This window comes from Streptomyces sp. 891-h, from assembly GCF_022760275.1.
Classification (GTDB): Bacteria; Actinomycetota; Actinomycetes; order Streptomycetales; family Streptomycetaceae; genus Streptomyces; species Streptomyces spirodelae.
The window spans coordinates 5,702,768-5,727,334 of record NZ_CP050693.1 but is presented as its reverse complement, the minus strand read 5'-3'; the positions used below and the strand labels follow the sequence as shown (position 1 = coordinate 5,727,334).

Sequence of the window (24,567 nt, the reverse complement as noted above, 5' to 3'; positions counted from 1 at the left end):
GCCATCGTGCCAGGCCGCCGCCCAGGCGGTGCCGCCACCCCGGGGAGGGGCGCGCCGTCCGGCACGCGCCACCCTGGGAGGGGCGCGCCGTACCGGTACAGCTCAGCGGGTGGCCGCCCAGCGGTAGGCGCGGGTGGCGACAGCCAGCGACAGCACGCCGACGGCCGCGCACACGCCCAGGTCGGTCACCACCCGCGCCCAGTCCGGGTGCGGCTCGAACGTACGGGCGAACGCCTCGACGCCGTACGTGGACGGCAGCAGGTCCCGCGCCCACTGGACCACCAGCGGCAGCCCACCCGCCGGCAGCACCCCCAGCAGCAGCGCTGCCGACATACCCAGCTGGCCGCCCAGGGTGGCCAGCTCCGGACGTGGGGCGAGCAGCCCCAGCGCGGCGCCCAGCCCGGCGAGTGCCGCCCCGGCGAGCGGCACGACGGCCACCAGCACCCACAGCCCGCCCAGTGGAAGCTGGAAGAGCACACTGCCCGCAACCGCCGTCACCACTACGCCGGGCACGGTGAACGAGGCGTACGCCGCCGCGGCGCCCAGCACGACGGAGGCCGCCGGCACCGGCAGCGTCGCGTAGTGGTCGAGCCCGCCGCCCGCGCGGAGCTGCCCGAAGTACTGCGCCAGCAGATTGAGCGCCACAAAGGCGACGACCAGCACGCTGGACCCGGCCACCACGGCCCGCGCCTCCGCACCGTCGTCCACCACACCGCGCATCAGAACCATGATTCCCAGCGACTGGAACGTCGCCACGAACAGCAGCGGAATCCGCGCCACCCGGGCCCGGGAGAGCTGCGCCCGGTATACGGCGCCCAGCGCGGGCCACAGCCGCGCCCGCGGTGCGAGCGGCACGGCCCCGCCACCGTCGTGTACGTCGGCGCCGATCCTCTCCGGGACCTCCGCCACGTCGGGCCTGGCGCCCTCGCGGGGGGCCGTGCCCTCGGTGGAGGGAGCCGGGTCCTGGGTGGAGGGGGCCGCTTCGGGGTCCGGCCGGGGGGTGTCGGGCGGCGCCGTTTCGTCGTCGGTCCTCGAACGGCTCCCCGCCGTTGTCACCGTCGTCCTCACCCGAGCCTGCCCCTCACGTCGCGCACGGTCCGCACCACCCGCGCGTCCGGCGCGCGATCCGGTGTGCCGCATCCTCGTCCCAGTGCCGCTCTCACGCCCTCACCAGGCCCTCAACGCCGTCCGCTCCCACGGCGCGGCCGCCGAGCGCCACATAGACGTCCTCCAGGCTCGGGGTGGCGAGCCGGAAGTCGTCGAGCGCGGCGAAGGCCTCGCCCGTGGTGACCAGTGTGACCGCCTCACGTGCGGCCTCCGGCGGCAGCCGCAGTGTCCAGCGGCGCCCTGTGACGACGGCCGCGGCGGCGAGCGCGGCGACGTCCGGGATCTCCACAGGCGCCCGGTCGCGCCACACCAGCTCCAGCCGTACCTCGTCACCGACCGCCGCCTTGAGGCCGCCCGGCGTGTCGCAGGCGATCACCCGGCCCCGGTCCAGCACCGCGACCCGGTCCAGCACGGTCTCGGCCTCGATCACGTTGTGGGTGACCAGCAGCACGGTCACGCCGCGCTCGGCGCGGCGCCGGTCGACGGCCGCCCACACCGCGCGCCGTGCGTGCGGGTCCATGCCGGTGGTCGGCTCGTCCAGCACCAGCAGCGGCCGGTCCCCGACCAGCGCCGCCGCCACACACGCCAGCCGCCGCTGCCCGCCGGACAGCTTCTTCAGCGGCCGTCCCGCCAACGGGGTCAGCCCCAGCTCGGCCAGCACCTCGTCCCGCGCGGTCCGCGCCGCCGCGGTCTCCATGCCGCGCAGCCGCGCGGTGGTCTCGGCGGCGAGGCCCACCGTGAGCTCGTCCAGCGCGGTGGACTCCTGGCCCAGATACGCGAGGAGGCGCGCGGCCCGCTCCGGGTGGCGCACCAGGTCGTGCCCCAGCACCTCCACCTCGCCCGCGTCCGGCCGCAGCAGGCCGGTCAGCTGCCGGACCAGGGTGGACTTCCCCGCTCCGTTGGGTCCCAGCAGGCCGAAGATCTCGCCCTGGTGCACGCGCAGGCAGACTCCGTCGGTGGCCCGCACGGCGGGCGCTGCCGGCGTGCCGCGCCTGGAGCGCACCGAGGGATAGGTCTTGACCAGGTCCTCGACGCGCACGGCGGCCCGGGTCGGCGTCGTTTCGCTTCCCACCGAGCTGTCCACCGCCTGCCGAGTGCCCGTTCTCACGACCTATGAGGGTACGCGTCCCGGTTCCCCCACCCCGCTTCGGGCCCTTGCGCCCCGGTCGATTCCGGACGGGGCGGGTGTTTGCGGCCGGGTCACTCCCCGGCGGGCCCGCCCTTGTGCTCGGGGGTCACTCCCCGGCGGGGGCGTGCTCGGGGGAGGCGCCGGAGCGGGCGTCGACCTCGCGCCAGAAGCCCGCGCGGATCGCATAGCGGTCGTGCTCGTCGATCTGGTCGTCCTTGTGCGCGAGCAGCCCGAACCTGGCCGCGTACCGCAGCAGTTCGCCGTCGATCCGGTGCGGAATGCGCGGGTATTCGCCGGAGAGCTGTTCCAGATGGCTCTCGTTGGTCAGCCGCTCGATCCAGCGGCGGGCAAAGACCTGACCGACCTCGTACGGGTCGCCGCTGACCGCGGTGATGTCCTCCTCGCGGTCGGCCCAGCGCTGCTCGGCCGTGGTGAGCTGGGCGAGCATCGGCAGCGCCGCCGTCTCGGGCGCCTCACCGGGCGCGGTCCGCTCGACCCAGCCGCGGTCGGACGACCAGCGCAGCGTCGCTCCCGGGGGTCCTGCCGGAGCCGCCTGCTGCCCCTGGCGGCCGAGATCCGCCAGATCCTTGGGCGTGGGCACCCCCTCGGTGCGGTTCGTCTCGGTACGGTTCGACGCCGTGCCGCCGGACGCGGCGGGCTGCTTGCCCTCCGCGGCTTCCGTGTGCGCGGAGTCCGGCCGCGCACAGGGCTCGGCCGCCGCTGCTCGCGTCGCCTCGGCGGCGGCTGCGGGGTCCGCGGCGTCCGCCTGGCCCCCGGCCTCCGCGGGGTGCGCCGGATGAACCGGGTCTGCTTCGCCTGGTTGCTCCGCGGGGCCGGAGGAGCTCAGCGGTACGGGCGCGGACGGCCGGGCCGGTGCCCCCGGCGGCATGACGGGGGCGGTCGGATGACGGTCGACCGCGTCACCGTTCTTGCCCGTCTCCGGCAGCGGCGCGGAGAGAATCGCGGCGATCTCCGGACGGGGCGCCGGCTGGGGTGCGCAGGGTGCGGTGAGATCCTTGGCCCGGACGACGGGCGTGATCCACGAGCGGTCCAGCACCCGCCGCTCGTCCGCCTCGGCGACCAGGTCCTCGGACTGGTTGTAGTCCCCGTCCGCGGCCTGTACCGCCCACAGATGGACGGCGACCCCGTGCTCCTTCGCCGACATCAGCCCCGGCAGCAGATCGCCGTCGCCGGTCACCAGCACGATGTCGGAGCAGGCGCGGTTACGGGCGAGTTCGGTCAGCTCCGCGTGCATCGCGGCGTCGACGCCCTTCTGCGCCCACCGCCCGTCACTCCGGGTGAGAGCTCCCAGCCGTACGGTCACCCGGGGCATCACGCGCAGCCTGCGGTGCTCGGGCTGCGGTACGCGGTCCGGTGCGCCGTCGAACCAGTAGATCCGCAGCAGCGCACACTGCGTGTCGGCCTCGGCCTGCTGACGGAGCGCCTGGATGAGGCCCGCGTGGTCGACGGTGATCCGCGAGCGAGTGGGCTCCCGCGCCAGGAGACTGGCGGCGGCGCCCAGCAGATAACCGGCGTCCACCAGGACGACGCAGCGGTCCACGACGTTCCACCCACTCTCGGTCATGACGTACAGCCGAGGCTGTGCCTTCGCGACGCGGCGCGTGCCGGCCGGTCCCCCGTGTCCTTCGAGTCTGCCCGACCCTACGAGGGTTAACAGCCGGAACTCGATCATCGGCGTGGCGCAATTGTCCGACATGCGGGGCATTTCAGGTCATGCAACTCTGAGAGGGAGGACCCCTTGGCGCCCTCCCTCAGGGCTCAGCTCTCCCGTCGCAGGAGGCGATCATGGCAAAGAACAAGCAGCGTCAACAGCCTCGGCAGTCCCGGACGGCGGAGGAACAGCGGCGGGAGAGGGAGCGGGCGAGGGCCGTCGCAGCGGAGCGCTCCGCTGCGGAACTCCCCCGAAAAGGGAGGGAGCGCCGCTTCGGCCACAACTAATTGCGACCGCCGCCTTCGGTACCCCCTCTCTTCGGGGCCCCGCGGTTGTGGACGCGTGCCCCTCACGGGGTGGCCCGCCGGTTGTGGACGCACGCCCCGTTTGCGTCCCGGCTTGCGCCGACAGGTCGTGTCGGGGGGCTCCGCCCCCCAACAGCCCCCCCGCTAGGTGGGCTTCGCCCCCCTAGGACCCCCCTGCCGCCTGGTGCCTCGCCATCGACGCAAAGAGCATCCCCTCACTGGTGCGTGGCCCTTGGACCGGCCGGTGACGACCCTGCGGGAGTCACCGGCACAAGCCAAGGGCATCCGCCATCAGCCGGGACAAGGGAACGTGAACAGGGGTGCCCTTTTGCGGAAGGGGGCTCCTAGGGGGGCGAAGCCCCCGTAGCGGGGGGCCGTTGGGGGGCGGAGCCCCCCAACGCCCGTCCGGCGAGGACCCGGGGGTATGGGGGCGGAGCCCCCATAAACGAGAGACGGTCAGAGGGCTGGGCCCTCAGCCATCCGCCTCCCCCACCCACCCAAAGCTGAGCCCTCAGCCATTGGAGGCGGCTTTCCGCGGGGGTTACCCCGCAAGGCAGGAGGGGCCCAAGAGTTCCTTGAGGTCGCCGAAAAGGGCGGGGTCCGGAGTGACCCGGTGCCGATCAAGGCGAAGCACCGTCGTCTTGCGCGCCCCCTCCAGACGGACCCGCACCTCGCTGGTCCCCCGATGCTGGGTGAGCACATCGCCGAGCTTCTCCACCAGCGGCGGCGTCACCTTGAGACTCGGAATCGTGATGGTGACCGGCGCGGACGCGGACGCCTCGCTCAGATCGGGGACCTGGAGTTCCATGGCGACCAGCCGCGGCACGTCTTCCCGCTTGTCGAGGCGGCCCTTGACGAAGACGATCGCGTCCTCCACCAACTGCGTGGAGACCAACTGATACGTGGCGGGGAAGAACATGCAGTCGATGGAGCCGGCCAGGTCCTCCACGGTGGCGATCGCCCATGCGTTGCCCTGCTTGGTCATCTTCCGCTGGAGCCCGGAGATGATCCCGCCGATCGTCACAATGGAGCCGTCCGAGTAGTCGCCCCCGGTCAGCTGCGCGATAGCCGCGTCCGCCTTCTCGTTCAGCACGTGTTCCAGGCCGAAGAGCGGATGGTCGGAGACATAGAGCCCCAGCATTTCGCGCTCCTGCGCGAGCAGATACGTCTTGTCCCATTCGTCCTCGGAGAACTGGACGTCCAGGCCGAAGCCGGGGCCGGAGTCGGCCGCGTCGTCGCCGCCCAGGTCGCCGAAGAGGTCGAACTGCCCTTCGGCCTCCTTCCGCTTCACCTGCACCACGTTGTCGATCATCGGCTCGAACTGCGCGGTGAGGCCCTTGCGGGTGTGTCCCATCTCGTCGAAGGCTCCGGCCTTGATCAACGACTCGATGGTCCGCTTGTTGCAGACGACGGCCTCGACCTTGTCGAGGAAGTCGGGGAAGGAACTGTACTTCCCCTTCGCCTTGCGGCACTTCACGATCGAGTCGACGACGTTCTGGCCCACGTTCCGGACGGCCGTGAGGCCGAAGACGATGGTGGAGTCGTCCTTCGAGGTGAAGTTCGCCTCCGACTCGTTGACGTTCGGCGGGAGCACCTTGATGCCCATCTTGCGGCACTCGTTCAGATAGACCGCCGACTTGTCCTTGTCGTCCCGCACCGAGGTGAGCAGCGCCGACATGTACTCGGCGGGGTAGTTGGCCTTGAGGTAGGCCGTCCAGTAGGTGACCAGCCCATAAGCAGAAGAATGCGCCTTGTTGAACGCGTATCCGGCAAAGGGCACCAGGACGTCCCAGACGGCCTGGATGGCGCCGTCGGAGTAGCCGTTGTCCCGCATGCCCTTCTGGAAGTTCACGAACTCCTTGTCGAGAACCTCCTTCTTCTTCTTGCCCATGGCGCGGCGCAGCAGGTCGGCCTGTCCGAGCGAGTAGCCGGCCAGGACCTGTGCTGCCTTCTGCACCTGCTCCTGGTAGACGATCAGGCCGTAGGTGATGTCGAGGACCTCCTTGAGAGGCTCCTCCAGCTCCGGGTGGATCGGAGTGATCTCCTGCTGGCCGTTCTTCCGCAGCGCGTAGTTGATGTGGGAGTTCATCCCCATCGGGCCCGGGCGGTACAGCGCCGAGACGGCGGAGATGTCCTCGAAGTGGTCGGGCTTCATCATGCGCAGCAGGGAGCGCATGGGGCCGCCGTCGAACTGGAAGACGCCGAGGGTGTCGCCGCGGCACAGCAGCTCGAAGGTCTTGGGGTCGTCGAGCGGGAGGTCGAGGAGTTTGAGGTCGACGCCCTTGTTCTTGCGGATCATCTTGACCGCGTCGTCCATGATGGTGAGGTTGCGCAGCCCCAGGAAGTCCATCTTCAGCAGGCCCAGCGCCTCACAGCTGGGGTAGTCCCACTGGGTGACGACCGTGCCGTCGTTCTTCGGGGAGAAGATCGGCGCGTGGTCGATGACCGGCTCGCTGGACATGATCACGCCGGCGGCGTGCATGCCCATCTGCCGCACCAGGCCCTCGATGCCCATGGCGGCGTCGATGACCTTCTTGACGTCCGGCTCGTTCTCGTACATCGACCGCACCTCGCCCGCCTCGCTGTAGCGGGGGTGGTTGGGGTCGGTGATGCCGGAGAGCGGGATGCCCTTACCGAGGACGTCGGCGGGCATCGCCTTGGTGATGCGGTCGCCCATGGCGTACGGATAGCCCAGCACGCGGGAGGCGTCCTTGATGGCGGCCTTGGCTTTAATGGTGCCGTAGGTGCCGATCATGGCGACCTTGTCGGCCCCGTACTTCTCCGTGACGTACCTGATGACATCGCCGCGCCTGCGCTCGTCGAAGTCGATGTCGACGTCGGGCATGGTGACGCGCTCCGGGTTGAGGAACCGCTCGAAGATCAGCCCGTGGGTCACCGGGTCGAGGTCGGTGATGCCCATGGCGTACGAGACGATCGAGCCCGCCGCCGAGCCGCGGCCCGGGCCGACCGCGATGCCGTTGTCCTTGGCCCAGTTGATGAAGTCGGCGACCACCAGGAAGTACCCGGGGAAGCCCATGTCGATGATGACCTTCATCTCGTACTCCGCCAGTTCCTGGCGGTCCTGGGGGACGCCGTCCGGGTAGCGGCGGGCCATGCCGCGCCGGACCTCCTCGCGGAACCAGGAGACCTCGTCGTACCCCTCGGGCACATCGAACCTGGGCATCAGGTTCTTGGGCTCGAACATGCCCTCGGTCTCGATGCGCTCGGCGACCAGCAGCTGGGTGTTGCGGCAGCCGGACTGCCAGGCGTCCGAGGAGTCGATGGCGTACATCTCCTCGGCGGATTTGATGTAGTAGCCGGCGCCGTCGAAGCTGAAGCGGTCCGGGTCGGAGAGGTTGCTGCCGGTCTGGATGCACAGCAGGGTGTCGTGCGCCGCGGCCTCGTGCTCGTAGGTGTAGTGCGAGTCGTTGGTGACGATGAAGGGCGCGTTGATCTTCTTCGCGATGCGCTCCAGGCCGTCCCTGGCGCGCTTGTCGATGTCGATGCCGTGGTCCATCAACTCGACGAAGAAGTTCTCCTTGCCGAAGATGTCCTGGTACTCCCCGGCGGCCTTGAGGGCCTCGTCCTCCATGTCGAGCCGGATCTTCGTGCTCACCTCGCCCGAGGGGCAGCCGGTGGTGGCCATCAGGCCCTCGGCGTACTCGGCGAGCAGTTCGCGGTCCATCCTGGGCTTGCGGAAGAAGCCCTCCAGGCTGGCCCGTGACTGGGCGCGGAAGAGGTTGTGCAGTCCCGTGGCGTTCCTGGCCCACATCGTCATATGGGTGTAGGCGCCGTTACCGGAGACGTCGTCCCGCTTCTGGTGCGGGGTGCCCCACTTGACCGGGCGGGTGTTCCTGCGGTGGTCGGGAGCCAGATACGCCTCGATGCCGATGATCGGGGTGACTCCGGCGTCCTTCGCGGAGTGGAAGAAGTCGTAGGCGCCGTGGAGGTTCCCGTGGTCGGTCATCGCGATATGCGACATGCCCATCTCATTGCAGGCGTTGAACATGTCCTTCAGCCGGGCTGCGCCGTCGAGGAGCGAGTACTGCGTGTGCACATGCAGATGAGTGAAGGGCTTGTCGGTCACGACGAGGCCACCTCCGGGCGCGGGTCTTGTGGGGCGGCCTAGGAGTCTACGACCCGGCACCGACAGCCCGCGGACGTACCGGCGGGGACCCCGAACAGTTCTGACCCCTGGGGGGCGGAACAGTTTCCCGCTGCCCTCCGGGAGAACCGCCGGGCACCCAGCCGCGTCCGCGTACGTTGGACACTCGATTCGTCATACAACGGTCCAGTCCCCTACCGATCACGGAGTGCACCCATGACCACGGCAGGCCAGGCAGCAGCGCGCGGCGAGACCATTCTGGAGGTCTTCGACATCGCCTTCGGCGACCTCCTCGCCGCGGATCCGGCTGCCTTCAAGACGAAGTTCCGCAAGATGGCCGCCTCGGCCTTCGCCTTCTACCGCGGCACGGCCTGCCTGTTCTACGCCGACCTCCACGACGAGCGGGACAGCGGCCCCTTCCTCGACGAGCGCACCAGCAGGGTGTGGATACACGGAGATCTGCACGCCGAGAACTTCGGCACCTATATGAACGCCAACGGCCGGCTGCTGTTCAACGTCAACGACTTCGACGAGGCGTACGTCGGCCCCTTCACCTGGGACCTCAAGCGCTTCGCGGCCTCCGTGGCGCTGCTGGGCTACAGCAAGGCGCTCAGCGACGAGCAGATCACCGCGCTGGTGACCACCTACGCCGACGCCTACCGGGAGCGCATCCGCACCATGGCCGAGGGCGCCTCCGAGAGCGAGCCGCCCACCCTCACCCTGGAGACCGCGCGGGGCCCTGTGCTGGAGGCGCTGCACGCGGCCCGGGCCAACACGCGCTTCGGGCTGCTGGGCACCATGACCGAGATCCGTGACTGGGAGCGCCGCTTCAGTCCGGGCGGCGGCTCCATCGAGCTGGACAAGGAGACCAGGGACGCGGTGCTGGAGGCGTTCGACACCTATCTGGGCACCCTCCCGCCGCACGAGGGCCGTGAGCGGCACGGGGCGCACCGGGTCAAGGACGTGGTGGGCCAACGGGGCATCGGCATCGGCAGCGCGGGGCTGCCCTCGTACAACATCCTGCTGGAGGGGCACAGCGACGCGCTGGAGAACGACCTGGTCATCTATATGAAGCAGGCGCAGACCCCGGCCGTCTCGCGGCACATCACCGACCAGGCGGTGCGCGACTACTTCCGGCACGAGGGGCACCGCACCGTCATCTCGCAGCGGGCCCTGCAGGCGCACGCCGACCCGTGGCTGGGCTGGACGGAGCTGAACGGCACCGGACAGCTGGTGGCGGAGGTCTCGCCCTACGCGGTCGACCTGGACTGGTCGGAGCTTTCGGACCCGGAGGAGATCGCGCAGGTCACAGCGGACCTCGCCCGTGCGACGGCCACGATGCACGCGGCCGCCGACGAGGCGGAGAGCGGGCACAGCCTGGTGCCGTTCTGCACCGAGCGCGCCATCGACGAGGTGATCTCGGCGGACGAGAAGGGCTTCCGCGAGATGCTGGTGGACTTCGCCCACACATACGGCGCGCAGGCCCGCCGTGACCACCAGATCTTCGTGGACCTCTTCCGCAACGGACGCATTCCGGGGGTCTGAGACCACCGTGGGTGACGGGGCGGGCGGGGCCGTTGATTCCGAGGCTCTTAGGGACTGCTTACCCGCTCCCATGGCACACTCGGACATCGTGACGGCAGCAGGTATGAGGACAGCACGCGCGGGGCTCTTCACCGCGCTCTGCCTCACGCTGTCCTCGGGCGCCCACGTGCTGCTGTCCGGCTCCCCCGTTCCGCTGCGCCCCTTCCTCGTCGTCTCGGCGGGGATCTTCGCCCTGGCGTTCGCGCTGGCCGGGCGGGAGCGGAGCTTCGCCCGGATCGCGGCGCTGCTGATACCGCTGGAACTGGCGGCCGACACCGTCTTCACCACCGGCCGCCACGCCTGCTACGGACAGGCGGGCGGGCCGGTGACCGGGCCGCTGCGCTGGGCCGGTGTCGATCTGCTGTGCGGCGGCGGGAGCGTCGGTACGCCGCTGGCGCGGATGGCCGCGCGGGGCGACGGGGCCGGCGCGTACCCGTTGGGCTTCCACGGGGTACCGGGCCCTGCGCTGCCGTGGCTGCTGCTGGCGGCGCACATCGGCGCCGGCCTGCTGGCCGCGCTGTGGCTGCGCCGCGGTGAGGCGGCTCTGGCCCGGCTGCTGCGCGCCGCGGCCACCTCCGCCTTCCGTCCGCTGCGGGCCGCTGTGGCCGTCTGCCGTACCTTCCGCGGCAGCGGTACGGGCACCGGCCCGACCTCACGGCGGCGCGCCCCGAGCCCCGCGCGGCCACCCGCGCTGCCCCTGCTGACCCACTCCGTGCACCGTCGCGGGCCACCCGCGCTCGCCGCCGCCAGGCCGGCGGTCTGAGCAGGGTTTTCCTTTCGCGTACGGAACATCGGAGACAGAAACAGACATGAGCAAGCGCAACAGCCAGGAAGCCAAGCGCGCGGCCCGCGAGCGGCTGCGTATCGAGCGGGAGAAGCAGGCCAAGAAGGAGCGGACGCGGCGGCAGCTGCTGGTCGCGCTCTCGGTGGTCGCGGTGCTGGGCGTGGTGGCCGGTATCGGCATCTTCATCGCCAAGCTGAACAGCCAGGACTCCAGCGGCGACGACATGGCCGTCACCACCGCGGGTGCCAAGGCCGAGAAGACCATCGACGTCTACGAGGACCTGCGCTGCCCGGCCTGCGCCAGCTTCGAGCAGGCGGTCGGCGAGCAGCTGCAGAAGGGCGCCGACGACGGCAAGTACAAGCTGCGCATCCACCTCGGCGCCATCATCGACGGCAACATGGGCGGCTCCGGCTCCAAGAACGCGGCGCGTGCGCTGGGCGCCGCCAAGGCCGTGAGCACCAAGGCGTTCGTGGACTACAAGGCGAAGCTGTACTCGGCCAAGTGGCACCCCGACGAGCGGGAGGACAAGTTCGCCGACAACAACTACCTCCTCAAGGTGTCGGACACGGTGCCGGAGCTGAAGGACAACAAGGCGTTCGAGAAGGCCGTCAAGGGCAAGAAGTACAACAAGTGGGCCAAGGACATGATCGCCAGCTTCAACGGCGCCGAGATCCAGTCCACTCCCACCATCAAGATCGACGGTGAGCAGGTGCAGCCGCAGGACGTGCCCGCCAAGCTCAAGGACATGGGCGTCGACCTGAAGTCCGGCAAGGACGAGAAGAAGTAGGCCCGGCGCACTGCCGTGCGCGCCGAGGGGCAGACCGCGTCCGCGCGGTCTGCCCCTCGTTCGTGTGCGCCCGGCCGATGTGTGTACGGCCGATGTGTGTACGGCCGATGTGTGTACGGCCGATGTGCGCCCGGCCGACGGTCGCCTCCACGCCCCGGTTCGGGCCCTGTTGGGGCTCACGCGGTCTGCCGCTGCTGGCTACTGCTGCGTAACATGACCGCTCGTGACTTCTACTGACTCCTCGGGAACCGACTCCGAAAGAATCCGCCAGGTCCTGCCCGCGGGCCGGGCCCCCGCTCCCCGACGCCGGACCGTGGTCGCCGCCGGAGCAGCCGGTGGTGCCGCGCTGCTGCCCCTGGCGGGCGCCCTGCCCAGCGCGCGGGCTGCCGAGGCCGGGCCCTCGTTCGAGCACGGTGTCGCCTCCGGCGACCCGCTCCCGGACGGGGTGCTGCTGTGGACCAGGGTCACCCCCGAGCCCGGCGCCGGCCCCGGCTCCGGCAAGGGAGCACCCGTCGAGGTGGGCTGGGAGGTGGCCGAGGACCGCGCCTTCACCAGGCCGGTGGCCCACGGCACAGTACGGGCCGAGGCCGCCTCCGACCACACCGTCAAGGCCGATGTGCGCGGACTGCGCCCGGCCACCACGTACTTCTTCCGCTTCACGGCGGGGAAGACGCACTCCCCCACCGGGCGCACCCGCACCGCGCCCGCCGAGGGCGCGAATGTGGCCGCCCTGCGCCTCGGGGTGGTCTCCTGCGCCAACTACGAGGGCGGCTACTTCGCCTCCTACCGGCACCTGGCGGCCCGTGAGGACCTGGACGCGGTGCTGCACCTGGGCGACTACCTCTACGAGTACGGGCACGGCGAGTACCCCACGGGGGACGCCGTCGTACGGACCGTGCAGCCCACCCACGAGATCGTCTCCTCGGCCGACTACCGCATCCGGCACGGCCACTACAAGTCCGACCCGGACTTGCAGGCCATGCACGCGGCGCACCCGCTCATCGCCATCTGGGACGACCACGAGTTCGCCGACAACGCCTGGTCGGGCGGGGCCGCCAACCACGATCCGGCGGCCGAGGGCGACTGGGCGCGTCGGATGGCCGCGGCGAAGCAGGCGTACTTCGAGTGGCTTCCGGTGCGGCCCTCGACCGCGGGCAGCACCTTCCGGAAGCTGCGCTTCGGGAATCTGGCCGAGCTGCACCTGCTGGACCTGCGCTCCTTCCGGGACGCCCAGGCCCAGGTGGGCGACGGCAAGGACATCGACGACCCGGACCGTACGCTGACCGGCCGCCGGCAGCTGGACTGGCTCAAGCAGGGCCTGGCCCGCTCGACGGCCCGCTGGAAGCTGGTCGGCAACCCGGTGATGATCTCCCAGGTGGCCTTCGGCTCCGTTCCCGCCAAGTTCCTCGGTCCGCTGGCCGAGTGCCTGGGCGTGCCCAGGGAGGGGCTGGCCGTCAACACCGACCAGTGGGACGGCTATACGGACGACCGCCACGAACTCCTCGCCCACCTGCGCGACAGCCGGGTCACCGACACCGTCTTCCTGACCGGCGACATCCATATGAACTGGGCCAACGAGGTGCCGCTGCGCGCGGCCGACTACCCCGAAGAGCCGCCGGTCGCCACCGAGTTCGTCATCACCTCGGTGACCTCCGACAACCTCGACGACACCCTGCATGTCGCACCCGACACCCTCTCGGGCATCGCCGAGGCGGCCGTACGCGCCGCCAACCGCCATGTGCGCTGGGTGGACATGGACTCGCACGGCTTCGGGGTGCTGGAGGTGACCTCGGCGCGGGCGCAGATGGATTACTTCATCCTCTCCGACAAGACCGACCCGGACGCCACCGCCACCCTGCGCCGCTCCTATCGCACCCTCTCCGGCTCACAGCGGGTCGAGCGGACGTACCAGCCCATCCGCTGAGCCGGACCGCACGGCGGGCCGGGCGCTGGGGCAGCTCCGGCTCCCCCGGGGCCGCTCCTACAGCGTCTCCAGGAACCCCAGCGCCGTCCGCCAGGTGCGCTCGGCCGCGTCCTTGTCGTAGTCGTCCAGCTCCGCGTGGGTGTACAGGTGGCCCACCCCCGGGTAGCGGTGCACCTCCACGTCGGCGCCGGCCCGCTGCATCCGCAGGTACCAGGCGGTCAGCCAGTCGTGCGGCTCGAAGGCGTCGGGGTCGGCGACGTGCAGCTGCACGGGGAGCTCGTCGACGGCGGCGTCCTGAGGGATGTCCGACGTTCCGGAGAACAGCAGCAGCCCGCGCGCCTTCTCGTCGGCCAGTGCGAGGGTCTGGGCGATGGAGCCGCCGATCGAGAAGCCCGCGTAGACCAGGCCCTTCTCGGAGTGGGGCGCCGTCGCGGTCACGGCCCGCCGCAGCAGCTCGTCGCGGTCGGGGCTGCCCTCCTGCTCGCGCATCCGCATCCCCTCCTCCAGCGAGGGTGCGGTCTTCCCCTCGAAGAGGTCCGGGGTGATCACCTCGTGCCCGGCGGCGCTGAGCCGGTCCGCCGCGGCGCGCACATCGGCGGTGAGGCCGCACACGGAGTGCAGGAGAACGATCGATACGGGTGCCACAGGTGTCACTTCCTTCACAAAGAGCCCCTGCTGGGAGCCCTGGAGCCGGGTACTCCACATGGTGCCAGGTACGGTCGTCCGTGGTCCTCGGGCGCCGCCGCACGGCCGCCCGCGCCGGTCCACCGACCGGTGCCGGGACCGGTGTCCCTGCCCGGCAGAGCTAGGAGATAAGGCGACCATGGAGAACGTGCTCCGGCCCGTCATCGTCTTCGGTGGCGCGATCGTGCTCTCGTACGTCCTCGCCTGGGCCGTCGACCGGCTGATGGTGCGCCTCGACGTCCGCCACCCGGAGACGCCGATGTGGGGGCTGCTGCGCAGCGGGCGCTTCCCGTTCCAGGCAGTCCTCTTCGTCGCGCTGGTCAGCGCCTTCTTCGACAGCACCCAGCTGGCCAAGGACCACAGAGGCGCCGTCGATCTCTGGCTGACCATCGTGCTGATCGCGGCCTCGGCCTGGCTGATCCTGCGGATCGTGGCCGCGATAACCGAGACGATCGCCACCCGGTACGCGGGCGCCACCCACGACCCGGCGCGCGGCCGCCGGGTGCGCACCCAGCTCACCCTGATCCGGCGGCTGATCACCGCGGTGGTGACGGTGATCGCGGTGGCGGCGGTGCTGCTCCAGTTCCCCGGCATGAAGACGTTCGGCACCTCGATGCTGGCCTCGGCCGGTGTGCTGGGGATCGTCGCCGGTATCGCCGCCCAGTCGACGCTGGGCAACCTGTTCGCCGGGCTGTCGATCGCCTTCGGCGACATGGTGCGGATCGGCGACGAGGTCGTGGTGGAGGGCGAGCTGGGCACCGTGGAGGAGATCACCGTCTCCTATCTGGTGATCCTCACCTGGGACGAGCGCCGGATCACGATGCCGGTCTCCTACTTCACCAACAAGCCGTTCGAGAACTGGTCGCGCGGCGGCCCGCAGATGACCGGCACCGTCTACCTCCACCTGGACCACTCCACCCCCCTCGAGGAGCTGCGCGCCAAGACGGAGGAGCTGGTGCGGGACAGCGACGAGTGGGACGGGCGGAGCTGGAACCTGTTGGTCACCGACACCACTCCCACCACCATCCAGGTGCGGGTCGCCGTGACGGCACGCACCTCCGGCGACCTGTGGACACTGCGGTGTTCGCTCCGCGAACAGCTGATCACCTGGCTGAAGACCTACCACCCCGAGGCGCTGCCGGGCATTCGCCACATCCAGCAGGACAAGCTGATCTGAGCTTCCGGCAAGAGGGCGCCGCCTCCTCACAGCCCCCGGAAGCTGCGCACGTCCAGCTGGTGCAGCACCCGGTCGACGACCTCCGGGTCCACACCGGCCTCGCCGCGCGCCGCGATCACCTCGTGCCGCGCGGCGGACAGCAGTTCGCCCTGGAGCCGCCGCAGCTTCTGGGCCCGGGCCACCCGCTTGCTGTGCGCGGACCTGCGCTCCTCCCCGACGATCTCGGGCGAGATCCGCGCGCCCACGTCCCAGGCCCGCCGCAGCAGCGCCTCGGAGACCTCCTCGGGCAGTTCCTCGACCTCTTCGATCTCCTTGAGCCGCTTGCGTGCCGCCTTGGCGACCCGCAGCGCCAGCTGCCGCTCCAGCTCGCGCTCGGCGGCGCTGTCGGACTGGACGTTCAGCCGCCCCACCAGCCGGGGCAGGGTCAGGCCCTGGAAGACCAGGGTGACGATGACCACCGCGAAGGCGATGAAGATGATCGCCTCCCGTCCGGGGAAGGCGCCGCCCCCGGCCTCCGGCTCGACGGACAGCGGAACGGCCAGTGCCAGCGCGACCGAGGCCACCCCGCGCATCCCCGCCCACCAGATCACGACGGTCTCGCGCCAGTTGCGGGGGATGTCCTCGTCCAGGTCCTTGCGCTGGTGCAGCCGCTGCGCCAGCCACGCGGAGGGCAGCAGCCACAGCAGCCGCAGGACGACCACGACTCCGACGACGGCGAGGGCCGCGGGCAGCAGCTGCCGCCAGTCCTCCTGGACGGTGCCGAAGACGGTGTGCAGCTCCAGCCCGATCAGCCCGAAGGCGATGCCGGTCACCAGCGTGTCCACGATCTGCCAGAACGTCTGCCCGGCCAGCCTGCCCTGGACGTCGTCCGCGTCCACGGCGTGCCCGGAGGCGAGGTAGAGCGCCGTCGTGAGCACGGCCAGCACGCCGGAGCCCATCAGCTCCTCGGCGAGCACATAGGAGGCGAACGGCACCAGCAGGGTCAGCCCGGTCTGCAGTGTGGCGTCCCCGAGGTAGCCCATCAGCTGCCCGGTGAGCCAGCCGAGCGCGAGCCCCACCGCGACGGCCACCACACCGGAGAGCACCAGTTCGCCGGCCGCGACGGGCAGCGAGAAGGAGCCCGTCACGGCGGCGGCGATGGCCACGTGGTAGAGGGTGATCGCCGTCACATCGTTGAAGAGGCCCTCGCCCTCCAGTGCGGAGACCAGCCGGCGCGGCAGTCCGAGGTTTCCGGCCACCGCTGTGGCGGCGACCGGGTCCGGCGGGGCGACCAGCGCGCCCAGCGCCACGGCCCCGGCGACGCCGAGCCCGGGCACCAGCGCGTTGGCCACGGTGGCGACCGCCGCGGTGGTGGCGAAGACCAGCGCGACCGCCATCAGGAAGATCGGCCGCTTGTTCGCCGCGAACTGCCGCCAGGAGGTGCGCTGGGCAGCGGCGTAGATCAGCGGTGGCAGCACCAGCGGCAGGATGAACTCGGGCGGCAGTGAGACGTTCGGGATGGACGGGATCAGCGCCAGCACTCCGCCGAAGATCGTCATCAGGACGGGTGAGGGCACCCCGAGCTTGTCCCCGAGCGGGACCATGAGGACGGCGGCGAGCAGCAGAGCGAAGAAGAGGGCGAGCTGATCCATGGATCAGGAGCTCTCGGCGCGCACCTTGTCCAGCGCGGCCTGCAGGTCTGCCGGGTAGGCGCTGGCGTACTCGACCCAGCTCCCGTCGCCCGGGTGTTCGAAGCCGAGCCGTACGGCGTGCAGCCACTGGCGCTCCAGCCGCAGCCGCTTGGCCAGCGTCGGGTCGGCGCCGTAGGTGAGGTCGCCGACACAGGGGTGCCGGTGGGCGGCCATGTGCACCCGGATCTGGTGGGTGCGGCCCGTCTCCAGCTTGATGTCGAGCAGGCTGGCGGCGCGGAACGCCTCGATCAGGTCGTAGTGGGTCACCGAGGGCTTGCCGTCGGAGGTGACGGCCCACTTGTAGTCGTGCTGCGGGTGGCGGCCGATGGGCGCGTCGATGGTGCCGCTGAGCGGGTCGGGGTGGCCCTGGACCAGCGCGTGGTAGCGCTTGTCGACGGTGCGCTCCTTGAACTGCCGCTTGAGCAGCGTGTAGGCCCGCTCGGACTTGGCCACGACCATCAGCCCCGAGGTGCCCACATCCAGCCGGTGCACGATGCCCTGCCGCTCGGCGGCGCCGGAGGTGGCGATGGTGTACCCGGCGGCCGCCAGTCCGCCGATGACGGTGGGGCCGCTCCAGCCGGGACTGGGGTGCGCCGCGACGCCCACCGGCTTGACGATCACCACGATGTCGTCGTCGTCATGGACGATCTCCATGCCCTCGACGGGCTCGGCGACGATCCGCACCGGCTGCGCCTGCTGGGGCATCTCGACCTCGATCCAGGCCCCGCCCTGCACCCGGTCGGACTTGCCCGCCGGCGCGCCGTCCAGCAGCACCTTCCCGCCTGCGGCCAGCTCCGCCGCCTTGGTCCGCGAGAAGCCGAACATCCGGGCGAGTGCGGCATCGACGCGCTCGCCTTCGAGGCCGTCGGGTACGGGCAGGGTGCGGGTCTCAGGAAGCGTGCTCACCTGATCGAGTATGCCGGACGCCGCCATCCGCCTTGCGGGCCGCCGGACATCCGGTCTGGGCCGGGCCCCTCACCCGCGCGGCGCAGCCGGGGGTGCGGCGGCACCTCACCGGCCCGACGGTGTGACATGAGCCTCGGGACACCGGCGAGCACCCCCGGAGGGAACAGCCGATGACGCCGCGCAGGACACCGAAGCACTCCGCGCCGGACGCCGGCGCGGAGCCCGGCATACGCCGCAGCCCCGCACACCGCCGCGCGCTGGCGGCGGCCACGGCGCTGGCCACCGCCTGTCTCACCGTCGCCCCGGTCCAGGGCGTGACGGCCGAGGGGATGACGGGCCCGTGCGCCATAGCGTCCGGCAGCGGCACCGACGAGGGCCCGCTCGGTTCCGCCTTCGTACGCCCCCGCGGGCACAAGCGGGCGCTGATGCTGATGGTCGACTTCAGCGACCACCCCGCGGTCACCCCGGCCCGCGAGCGCGCCCGCTTCTTCTCCCGCTACGGCGACCGCTTCTGGGACCGGGCCTCGTTCGGGAAGTACCAACTGGAGGCCGAGCCCAGCTCCGACTGGATACGTATGCCGCGGCCGTGGTCCTCCTACGGGATCACCCGCGGCATCCCGACCGGCGTGATGCGCCGCTACGTCCAGGACGCGCTGGAGGCCGCAGCCCGCCAGGGCACCGACGTGCACGGGGCCGACCTCGTCTTCGTCGTCGCCGACAGCAACCTACCGGCCCCGCCGACCGTCTCCCAGGCGCACACCTTCGCCGGGCTCGAAGCGGCCGGGACCCAGGTGCGCGGGGCGGCCCTCGTCTTCGGCCGCGCGTCCGACTCGGCGCTGTGGCAGCGCGGCAACTTCGTCCATGAGGCCCACCACCTCTACGGCCTGCCCGACCTCTACAACGTCTCGGAGGACGCCTCCGTCGAGTACGTGGGCGGCTGGGACACCATGAGCATGGCCGGCATCTCGGACCTGCTGGGCTGGCACAAATGGAAGTTCGGCTGGCTGCGGGGCTCCCGGGTCGGCTGTGTCACCTCCCCCGGCACCACCGAGCACGAGCTGGCCCCGGTCAGCTCCAGCGACGCGGGCCTGGCCGTCGTGCGGACCGGGCGGCACAGCGCCATCGTCGCCGAGGCACGCGCCCGCTCCGGGCTGGACCGGGACATCTGTGCGGAGGGGGTGCTCCTCTACACCGTCGACTCGCGCAGGCCGACCGGGCAGGGCCCGGTCCGCGTCGTCGACTCGCGGCCCCGCAGCCACGGCGGCGCGGCCTGCGCCGACCGGCTGCCCACAGAGCTCGCCGAGATGTCGGACGCCCCCTTCCGGCCCGGCGAGAGCCACACCTTCCCCGGCGGGATACGGATCACCGTCACCGACGCCGGCGACGAAGGCGGCTACGGCATACGCGTCCATGTGCCCCGCGAGGGCGACTGAGCGCTCCGGCACCCGCGACGGCGGCGGCTCAGTCCCGGTGCACGGTCCCGTCCGGGTCCAGACCGCGGAAGGAGAGCAGCACGATCAGGATGCCGCCGCACACGATCGCCGAGTCGGCGAGGTTGAAGACGGCGAAGTGCTTGGGCGCGATGAAGTCCACGACGGCACCCTGGAAGACGCCTGGCGCGCGGAAGATCCGGTCGGTCAGGTTGCCGCAGGCGCCGCCCAGCAGCAGGCCGAGCGCGATGGCCCACGGGGTGCTGTACAGCTTCCGGGCGATCCGTGCGATCACCACCACAACGGCGACGGCGATGGCGGTCAGCAGGAGAGTCAGCGCCTCCCCCAGGCCGAAGGCGGCGCCGGGGTTGCGGATGACGTTCAGCTGGAGCCAGGTGCCGAGCAGCTCGACCGGCGCGTGGTTCTCCAGCTTCGCGACCACCGCCAGCTTGCTGACCAGGTCCAGCACGAAGGCGAGCGCGGCCACGGCGATCAGCACGGTGATCCGGCGCCTGCCACGCCGGGGAGCGGCCGGCTCGTCGTCGGTCTGGTCCGCCTCGAGGCGCTCCGTTCCGGCGTCCTCGGCCTCGGGGCGCTCTTCCCCGGCGCGCTCCCCTTCCGTGCGCTCCTCGTCGCCGCCACCGGCCGCGCTGTCGTCGGGGCCCTCGACAGGCCGCTCCACCTCAGTCACGCCTTGAGGGTACGACACACGCGGACGGCGGCGTCCACGGCGTTGTCCGGCTGTCAGCGGCGCTCCTGCTTCTGCTTGCACTCCACACACAGCGTGGCCCGCGGAAACGCCTGCATCCTGGCCTTGCCGATGGGCTTGCCGCAGTTCTCGCACAGCCCGTAGGTGCCCGCGTCCAGCCGTTCCAGCGCCCGCTCGCTCTGGTAGAGCATCTCGCGCGCGTTGGCGGCCAGCGCCATCTCGTGCTCGCGGGTGATGTTCTTGGTCCCGGTGTCGGCGTCGTCGTCACCGGCGCCGTCGCCCGAGTCCCGCATCAGCCCGGTGAGCGCCTCGTCCGCCGAGATGATCTCCTGGCGCAGCCGCTCGGCCTCGTCCCGCAGGCCCGAGCGCGCCTCCTCCACCTCTTCCGGGGTCCAGGGGTCCTCGTCGGGGCGTACCGGCAGTTCGCCGGGGGCCGCCGCGCCCTCCCCGTTCCGCGCCAAGGGCACCGCCTCGGCCTCCGTCATCGCCGGAGTCTTCTTCGCAGCCACCGTCCCTGCTCCCGTCGTCGTCTGCGCGGCCTGCCCGGCCGGCGCCTGTGCGGCGCCCTCCGGGCGGTCCGCTGCCGCTTCGGCCGCCGTCACTTCCGCCGCGGCCGTGCCGGCCGCCGCCTGTTCCCCCGCGGTCCTCTTCGCCGCGGCTTTCTTCGCCGGAGCCTTCTTCGCCGGTGTCTTCTTCGCCCCCGCCTTCTTCGCAGATGCCTTCTTCGCCGGTACCTTCTTTGCGGCCGGCTTCTTCGCCGCGGCCGCCTTGCCGGGAACCTTCTTCGCTGCCGCGGCCCGCTCCCCGGCGGCTGTGGCCTTCTTCGATGCTGCCGTCTTCTTCGCGGCGCTCTCCTCCGCCACCATGACCGCGGCCCCTTCACATTTTGTGATCTTGCTCGCGAAACGTGACCGGAACGATAAATCGACTTCAAGCACACGGCAACGGGCCACGCCGGTCTGCAACCTTTGTGCCCCGCCCGGGCGCTCGAAAACCGCTCCGTACCCGCGCGTGAATCCCCGTACACTGGGGGCGGCGAGAGGCGTTGATGGGGACGAGTAGCGTCCGTGAGCGGCCCAGAGCGATCCGGGGACGGTGGGAGCCCGGAGGCGAGCGCGGCGTGAAGATCACCCCGGAGCCGCCGGAAGAAAACCCGGAGGGGGGCGCCCCCTCCGAGCCAGTAGAACCGGCAGCGCTGTCCCAATGAGGGGGCGGTGGGCACGGCCCGCCGTCAAGGAGGGTGGTACCGCGGGTCCGCCGCCGGCCAGGCAGGCGAGCTCGTCCCTCCGACGGAAGTGAAGACGCGCGGCGTCTTCCCGATGTCCGCCGGAGGAAGTAGACCCGCCGATGCAATACAACCAGGTGCCCGCCCAGGTCGACCTGCCGGCGCTGGAGCGCGCCGTGCTCGACTTCTGGCGCGAGAACAAGGTCTTCGCCCGCAGCCTCGAGATGTCCGAGGGCCGCCCCGAGTGGGTCTTCTACGAGGGCCCGCCCACCGCGAACGGCATGCCCGGCGCGCACCACATCGAGGCCCGCGTCTTCAAGGACGTCTTCCCCCGCTTCCGCACCATGCGCGGCTACCACGTGGCCCGCAAGGCCGGCTGGGACTGCCACGGCCTGCCGGTCGAGCTGGCCGTCGAGACGGAGCTGGGCTTCAGCGGCAAGCAGGACATCGAGGACTACGGCATCGCCGAGTTCAACGCCAAGTGCCGCGAGTCGGTCACCCGCCACACGGACGCCTTCGCCGAGCTGACGACCCGGATGGGCTACTGGGTCGACCTGGACGAGGCGTACCGCACGATGAACCCCGAGTACATCGAGTCGGTCTGGTGGTCGCTCAAGCAGATCTTCGACAAGGGGCTGCTGGTCCAGGACCACCGCGTCGCCCCCTGGTGCCCCCGCTGCGGCACCGGCCTGTCCGACCACGAGCTGGCGCAGGGGTACGAGACGGTGGTCGACCCCTCGGTCACCGTCCGGATGCCGCTGACCTCCGGCCCGCTGGCCGACGAGGCATCGCTGCTGGTGTGGACGACGACCCCGTGGACGCTGGTCTCCAACCTGGCCGTGGCAGCACACCCGGACGTCACCTACGTCGTGGCCTCCGATGGCAACGAGAAGGTAGTCGTCGCGGAGCCGCTGCTGGAGTCCGCGCTCGGCGAGGGCTGGCACATCACCGGCGAGCGCTACACGGGCCGCGAGATGAACGGCTGGCGCTACCGGCGCCCGTTCGAGCTGGTCGACATCCCGGATGCGCACTTCGTCGTCAACGACACCTATGTCACCACCGAGGACGGCACCGGCATGGTGCACCTGGCGCCCTTCGGTGAGGACGACTTCCGGGTGGCCCGCGCCAACGGGATCTCCCCGGTGGTGCCCGTACGCGCCGACGGCACGTTCGAGCCCGAGCTGGACCTGGTCGGCGGCCAGTTCTTCAAGAAGGCCGACGAGGCCCTGGTCGCGGACATGGAGGCCCGCGGCATCCTGTTCCGGCACGTGGCCTACGAGCACAGCTACCCCCACTGCTGGCGGTGCCATACGGCCCTCATCTACTACCCGCAGCCGTCCTGGTACATCCGCACGACCCAGGTCAAGGAAGCGCTGCTGCGGGAGAACGAGGCGACCAACTGGTTCCCCGAGTCGGTCAAGCACGGCCGCTTCGGCGACTGGCTCGACAACAACATCGACTGGGCGCTCTCCCGCAACCGCTACTGGGGCACCCCGCTGCCCATCTGGCGCTGCGAGGAGGGCCACCTCACCTGCGTCGGCTCGCTGGCCGAGCTGACCGAACTGTCCGGCAGCGACCAGTCGGGGCTCGACCCGCACCGCCCCTACGTGGACGCGGTCACCTTCGGCTGCCCCACCGAGGGCTGCACCCTCGAGGCCACCCGGGTCCCGGAGGTCATCGACGCCTGGTACGACTCGGGCTCCATGCCCTTCGCGCAGTGGGGCTACCCGTACAAGAACAAGGAGCTGTTCGAGAAGCGCTACCCGGCGCAGTTCATCTCGGAGGCCATCGACCAGACCCGCGGCTGGTTCTACACGCTGATGGCCGTCGGCACCCTCGTCTTCGACAAGTCGTCCTACGAGAACGTCGTCTGCCTCGGCCACATCCTCGCCGAGGACGGCCGCAAGATGTCCAAGCACCTGGGCAACACCCTGGAGCCCATCCCGCTGATGGACCAGCACGGCGCCGACGCGGTGCGCTGGTTCATGGCCGCGGGCGGCTCCCCCTGGGCCGCGCGCCGGGTCGGCCACGGCACCATCCAGGAAGTCGTCCGCAAGACGCTGCTGACCTACTGGAACACCGTCGCCTTCCAGGCCCTCTACGCCCGTACGACCGGCTGGGCGCCCTCCGAGGCCGATCCGGAGCCGCATCTGCGCCCGCTGCTGGACCGCTGGCTGCTGAGCGAGCTGCACGCCCTGGTCGACCAGGTCACCATCGCCATGGACAGCTACGACACCCAGCGCGCAGGCAAGCTGCTGTCCACCTTCGTGGACGACCTGTCCAACTGGTACGTGCGCCGCTCCCGCCGCCGCTTCTGGCAGGGCGACGCCGCTGCGCTGCGCACGCTGCACGACGTGATCGAGACGGTCACCAGGCTGATGGCGCCGATCACCCCGTTCGTGACCGAGCGCGTCTGGCAGGACCTGGTCGTCCCGGTCACCCCCGGCGCCCCCGACTCGGTCCACCTGGCCTCCTGGCCGCAGGCCGACCTGAGCCGTATCGACCCCGAGCTGTCCCAGGACATGCTGCTGGTCCGCAGGCTGGTGGAGCTGGGCCGCGCCTCGCGCGCCGAGTCCGGCGTCAAGACGCGGCAGCCGCTGTCCCGGGCGCTGATCGCGGCGCAGGGCTTCGAGACCCTCTCCCCCGAGATGCGCACCCAGATCACCGAGGAGCTGAACGTCGAGCAGCTCGCCTCCCTCTCGGATGTCGGCGGCTCGCTGGTGGACACCACGGCCAAGGCGAACTTCCGGGCGCTGGGACGCAGGTTCGGCAAGGAGACCCAGACCGTCGCCAAGGCCATCGCCGAGGCGGAAGCGGCGGCCCTCTCGGTGGCCCTGCGCGAGGGCACCGCCACCGTGCAGGTGAACGGCGAGACGGTCGCGCTCAGCCCCGAGGAGGTCATCATCACCGAGACGCCCCGCGAGGGCTGGTCGGTGGCCTCCGACTCCGGCGCCACCGTGGCGCTCGATCTGGAGATCTCCCCCGAGCTGCGCCGCACCGGGCTGGCCCGCGACGCCATCCGGCTCATCCAGGAGGCCCGCAAGAACTCCGGTCTCGATGTCGCCGACCGGATCGAGCTGCGCTGGCAGTCCGGCGACGAGGAGGTCTCCCGCGCTCTGGCGGAGCACACCTTCCTCATCGCGGAAGAGGTCCTGGCCGAGGAGTTCGCACAGGGCGACCCGACCGACATCGCCGGGCCCACTTTCGAGGACGAGGCGCTGAGCCTGACGTTCCGGCTGCGTAAGACTCCCGCCAGCTAGAGGAACACCGCCCGCGAGGGGTCCCACCGGCCAGTGGGGCCTCTCAAGGGCGGCGGGCCGGTCCCGCGGGTGCGGGCCGGCTCGGAGAGTGGCGAAAGGGCCGGGCCCC

General features: G+C 71.1%; 17 protein-coding genes. 8 read left to right on the top strand and 9 right to left on the bottom strand.

Annotated elements, in window-relative coordinates; genetic code table 11:
- Nucleotides 1-102: 102 nt before the first annotated feature.
- From HC362_RS25080 to HC362_RS25070, 3 genes are all read right to left on the bottom strand, one after another.
- A complete protein-coding gene (locus HC362_RS25080) occupies nucleotides 103-888 on the bottom strand; it encodes an ABC transporter permease (RefSeq protein WP_243088810.1) in 786 nt (261 codons plus the stop codon).
- A 271-nt stretch (nucleotides 889-1,159) separates the two neighbouring features.
- Nucleotides 1,160-2,179, bottom strand: a complete 1,020-nt coding sequence (locus tag HC362_RS25075) for an ABC transporter ATP-binding protein (protein WP_243088809.1) — start codon at nucleotides 2,177-2,179, stop codon at nucleotides 1,160-1,162.
- Between the two features lie 163 nt (nucleotides 2,180-2,342).
- Nucleotides 2,343-3,797, bottom strand: a complete 1,455-nt coding sequence (locus HC362_RS25070; protein WP_243088808.1) for an NYN domain-containing protein — start codon at nucleotides 3,795-3,797, stop codon at nucleotides 2,343-2,345.
- Nucleotides 3,798-4,042: 245 nt separating this feature from the next.
- On the opposite strand from HC362_RS25070, the gene HC362_RS25065 reads away from it, so the two are divergent.
- Nucleotides 4,043-4,195: a hypothetical protein gene (locus HC362_RS25065; protein WP_243086408.1), complete on the top strand. Its 153-nt coding sequence runs from the start codon at nucleotides 4,043-4,045 to the stop codon at nucleotides 4,193-4,195.
- A 559-nt stretch (nucleotides 4,196-4,754) separates the two neighbouring features.
- On the opposite strand, the gene dnaE is transcribed toward HC362_RS25065, so the two are convergent.
- Nucleotides 4,755-8,300 (bottom strand): DNA polymerase III subunit alpha, encoded by a 3,546-nt coding sequence (dnaE, locus tag HC362_RS25060; RefSeq protein WP_243086407.1) that lies wholly within the window; start codon nucleotides 8,298-8,300, stop codon nucleotides 4,755-4,757.
- Between the two features lie 234 nt (nucleotides 8,301-8,534).
- On the opposite strand from dnaE, the gene HC362_RS25055 reads away from it, so the two are divergent.
- The 4 genes from HC362_RS25055 (at nucleotide 8,535) to HC362_RS25040 (ending at nucleotide 13,397) form a co-directional block, all read left to right on the top strand.
- Complete coding sequence (locus HC362_RS25055; protein ID WP_243086406.1) at nucleotides 8,535-9,863, top strand: DUF2252 domain-containing protein; 1,329 nt, start codon at nucleotides 8,535-8,537, stop codon at nucleotides 9,861-9,863.
- A 103-nt stretch (nucleotides 9,864-9,966) separates the two neighbouring features.
- Entirely contained in the window at nucleotides 9,967-10,665 is a 699-nt protein-coding gene (locus tag HC362_RS25050) for a hypothetical protein (protein ID WP_243086405.1), read from the top strand.
- 46 nt (nucleotides 10,666-10,711) lie between these two features.
- On the top strand, nucleotides 10,712-11,473 hold the full coding sequence (locus HC362_RS25045; protein ID WP_243086404.1) for a thioredoxin domain-containing protein: 762 nt from the start codon (nucleotides 10,712-10,714) through the stop codon (nucleotides 11,471-11,473).
- Nucleotides 11,474-11,786: 313 nt separating this feature from the next.
- On the top strand, nucleotides 11,787-13,397 hold the full coding sequence (locus HC362_RS25040; protein ID WP_243088807.1) for an alkaline phosphatase D family protein: 1,611 nt from the start codon (nucleotides 11,787-11,789) through the stop codon (nucleotides 13,395-13,397).
- 57 nt (nucleotides 13,398-13,454) lie between these two features.
- On the opposite strand, the gene HC362_RS25035 is transcribed toward HC362_RS25040, so the two are convergent.
- A complete protein-coding gene (locus tag HC362_RS25035; RefSeq protein WP_243086403.1) occupies nucleotides 13,455-14,042 on the bottom strand; it encodes a dienelactone hydrolase family protein in 588 nt (195 codons plus the stop codon).
- Between the two features lie 178 nt (nucleotides 14,043-14,220).
- Between HC362_RS25035 and HC362_RS25030 the strand changes: the two genes are divergently transcribed.
- The gene (locus HC362_RS25030; RefSeq protein ID WP_243086402.1) at nucleotides 14,221-15,258 is read left to right on the top strand and encodes a mechanosensitive ion channel family protein; all 1,038 of its coding nucleotides are present in this window, start codon (nucleotides 14,221-14,223) and stop codon (nucleotides 15,256-15,258) included.
- A gap of 26 nt (nucleotides 15,259-15,284) precedes the next feature.
- Here HC362_RS25030 and HC362_RS25025 read toward each other — a convergent pair whose 3' ends face one another.
- Both HC362_RS25025 and HC362_RS25020 read right to left on the bottom strand, forming a co-directional pair.
- Entirely contained in the window at nucleotides 15,285-16,889 is a 1,605-nt protein-coding gene (locus HC362_RS25025) for a Na+/H+ antiporter (protein ID WP_243086401.1), read from the bottom strand.
- A 3-nt stretch (nucleotides 16,890-16,892) separates the two neighbouring features.
- A complete protein-coding gene (locus tag HC362_RS25020; protein WP_209264881.1) occupies nucleotides 16,893-17,834 on the bottom strand; it encodes an RluA family pseudouridine synthase in 942 nt (313 codons plus the stop codon).
- A gap of 170 nt (nucleotides 17,835-18,004) precedes the next feature.
- Between HC362_RS25020 and HC362_RS25015 the strand changes: the two genes are divergently transcribed.
- Entirely contained in the window at nucleotides 18,005-19,267 is a 1,263-nt protein-coding gene (locus tag HC362_RS25015; protein ID WP_243086400.1) for a peptidase M6, read from the top strand.
- A gap of 28 nt (nucleotides 19,268-19,295) precedes the next feature.
- On the opposite strand, the gene lspA is transcribed toward HC362_RS25015, so the two are convergent.
- Both lspA and HC362_RS25005 read right to left on the bottom strand, forming a co-directional pair.
- Nucleotides 19,296-19,946 carry a signal peptidase II gene (lspA, locus tag HC362_RS25010; protein WP_243088806.1) on the bottom strand — a complete coding sequence of 217 codons (651 nt, stop codon included), beginning with the start codon at nucleotides 19,944-19,946 and terminating at the stop codon, nucleotides 19,296-19,298.
- Nucleotides 19,947-20,008: 62 nt separating this feature from the next.
- Complete coding sequence (locus HC362_RS25005; protein WP_243086399.1) at nucleotides 20,009-20,839, bottom strand: TraR/DksA C4-type zinc finger protein; 831 nt, start codon at nucleotides 20,837-20,839, stop codon at nucleotides 20,009-20,011.
- Between the two features lie 481 nt (nucleotides 20,840-21,320).
- Between HC362_RS25005 and ileS the strand changes: the two genes are divergently transcribed.
- The gene (gene ileS, locus HC362_RS25000) at nucleotides 21,321-24,458 is read left to right on the top strand and encodes an isoleucine--tRNA ligase (RefSeq protein ID WP_243086398.1); all 3,138 of its coding nucleotides are present in this window, start codon (nucleotides 21,321-21,323) and stop codon (nucleotides 24,456-24,458) included.
- Nucleotides 24,459-24,567 lie beyond the last annotated feature (109 nt).

Coding starts and splice junctions, on each gene's coding strand:
- HC362_RS25050 (WP_243086405.1), top strand. CDS start 9,967: ATGAGGACAGCACGCGCGGGGCTCTTCACCGCGCTCTGCCTCACGCTG.
- ileS (WP_243086398.1), top strand. CDS start 21,321: ATGCAATACAACCAGGTGCCCGCCCAGGTCGACCTGCCGGCGCTGGAG.
- HC362_RS25045 (WP_243086404.1), top strand. CDS start 10,712: ATGAGCAAGCGCAACAGCCAGGAAGCCAAGCGCGCGGCCCGCGAGCGG.
- HC362_RS25030 (WP_243086402.1), top strand. CDS start 14,221: ATGGAGAACGTGCTCCGGCCCGTCATCGTCTTCGGTGGCGCGATCGTG.
- HC362_RS25065 (WP_243086408.1), top strand. CDS start 4,043: ATGGCAAAGAACAAGCAGCGTCAACAGCCTCGGCAGTCCCGGACGGCG.
- HC362_RS25005 (WP_243086399.1), bottom strand. CDS start 20,839: ATGGTGGCGGAGGAGAGCGCCGCGAAGAAGACGGCAGCATCGAAGAAG.
- HC362_RS25015 (WP_243086400.1), top strand. CDS start 18,005: ATGACGCCGCGCAGGACACCGAAGCACTCCGCGCCGGACGCCGGCGCG.
- HC362_RS25025 (WP_243086401.1), bottom strand. CDS start 16,889: ATGGATCAGCTCGCCCTCTTCTTCGCTCTGCTGCTCGCCGCCGTCCTC.
- HC362_RS25055 (WP_243086406.1), top strand. CDS start 8,535: ATGACCACGGCAGGCCAGGCAGCAGCGCGCGGCGAGACCATTCTGGAG.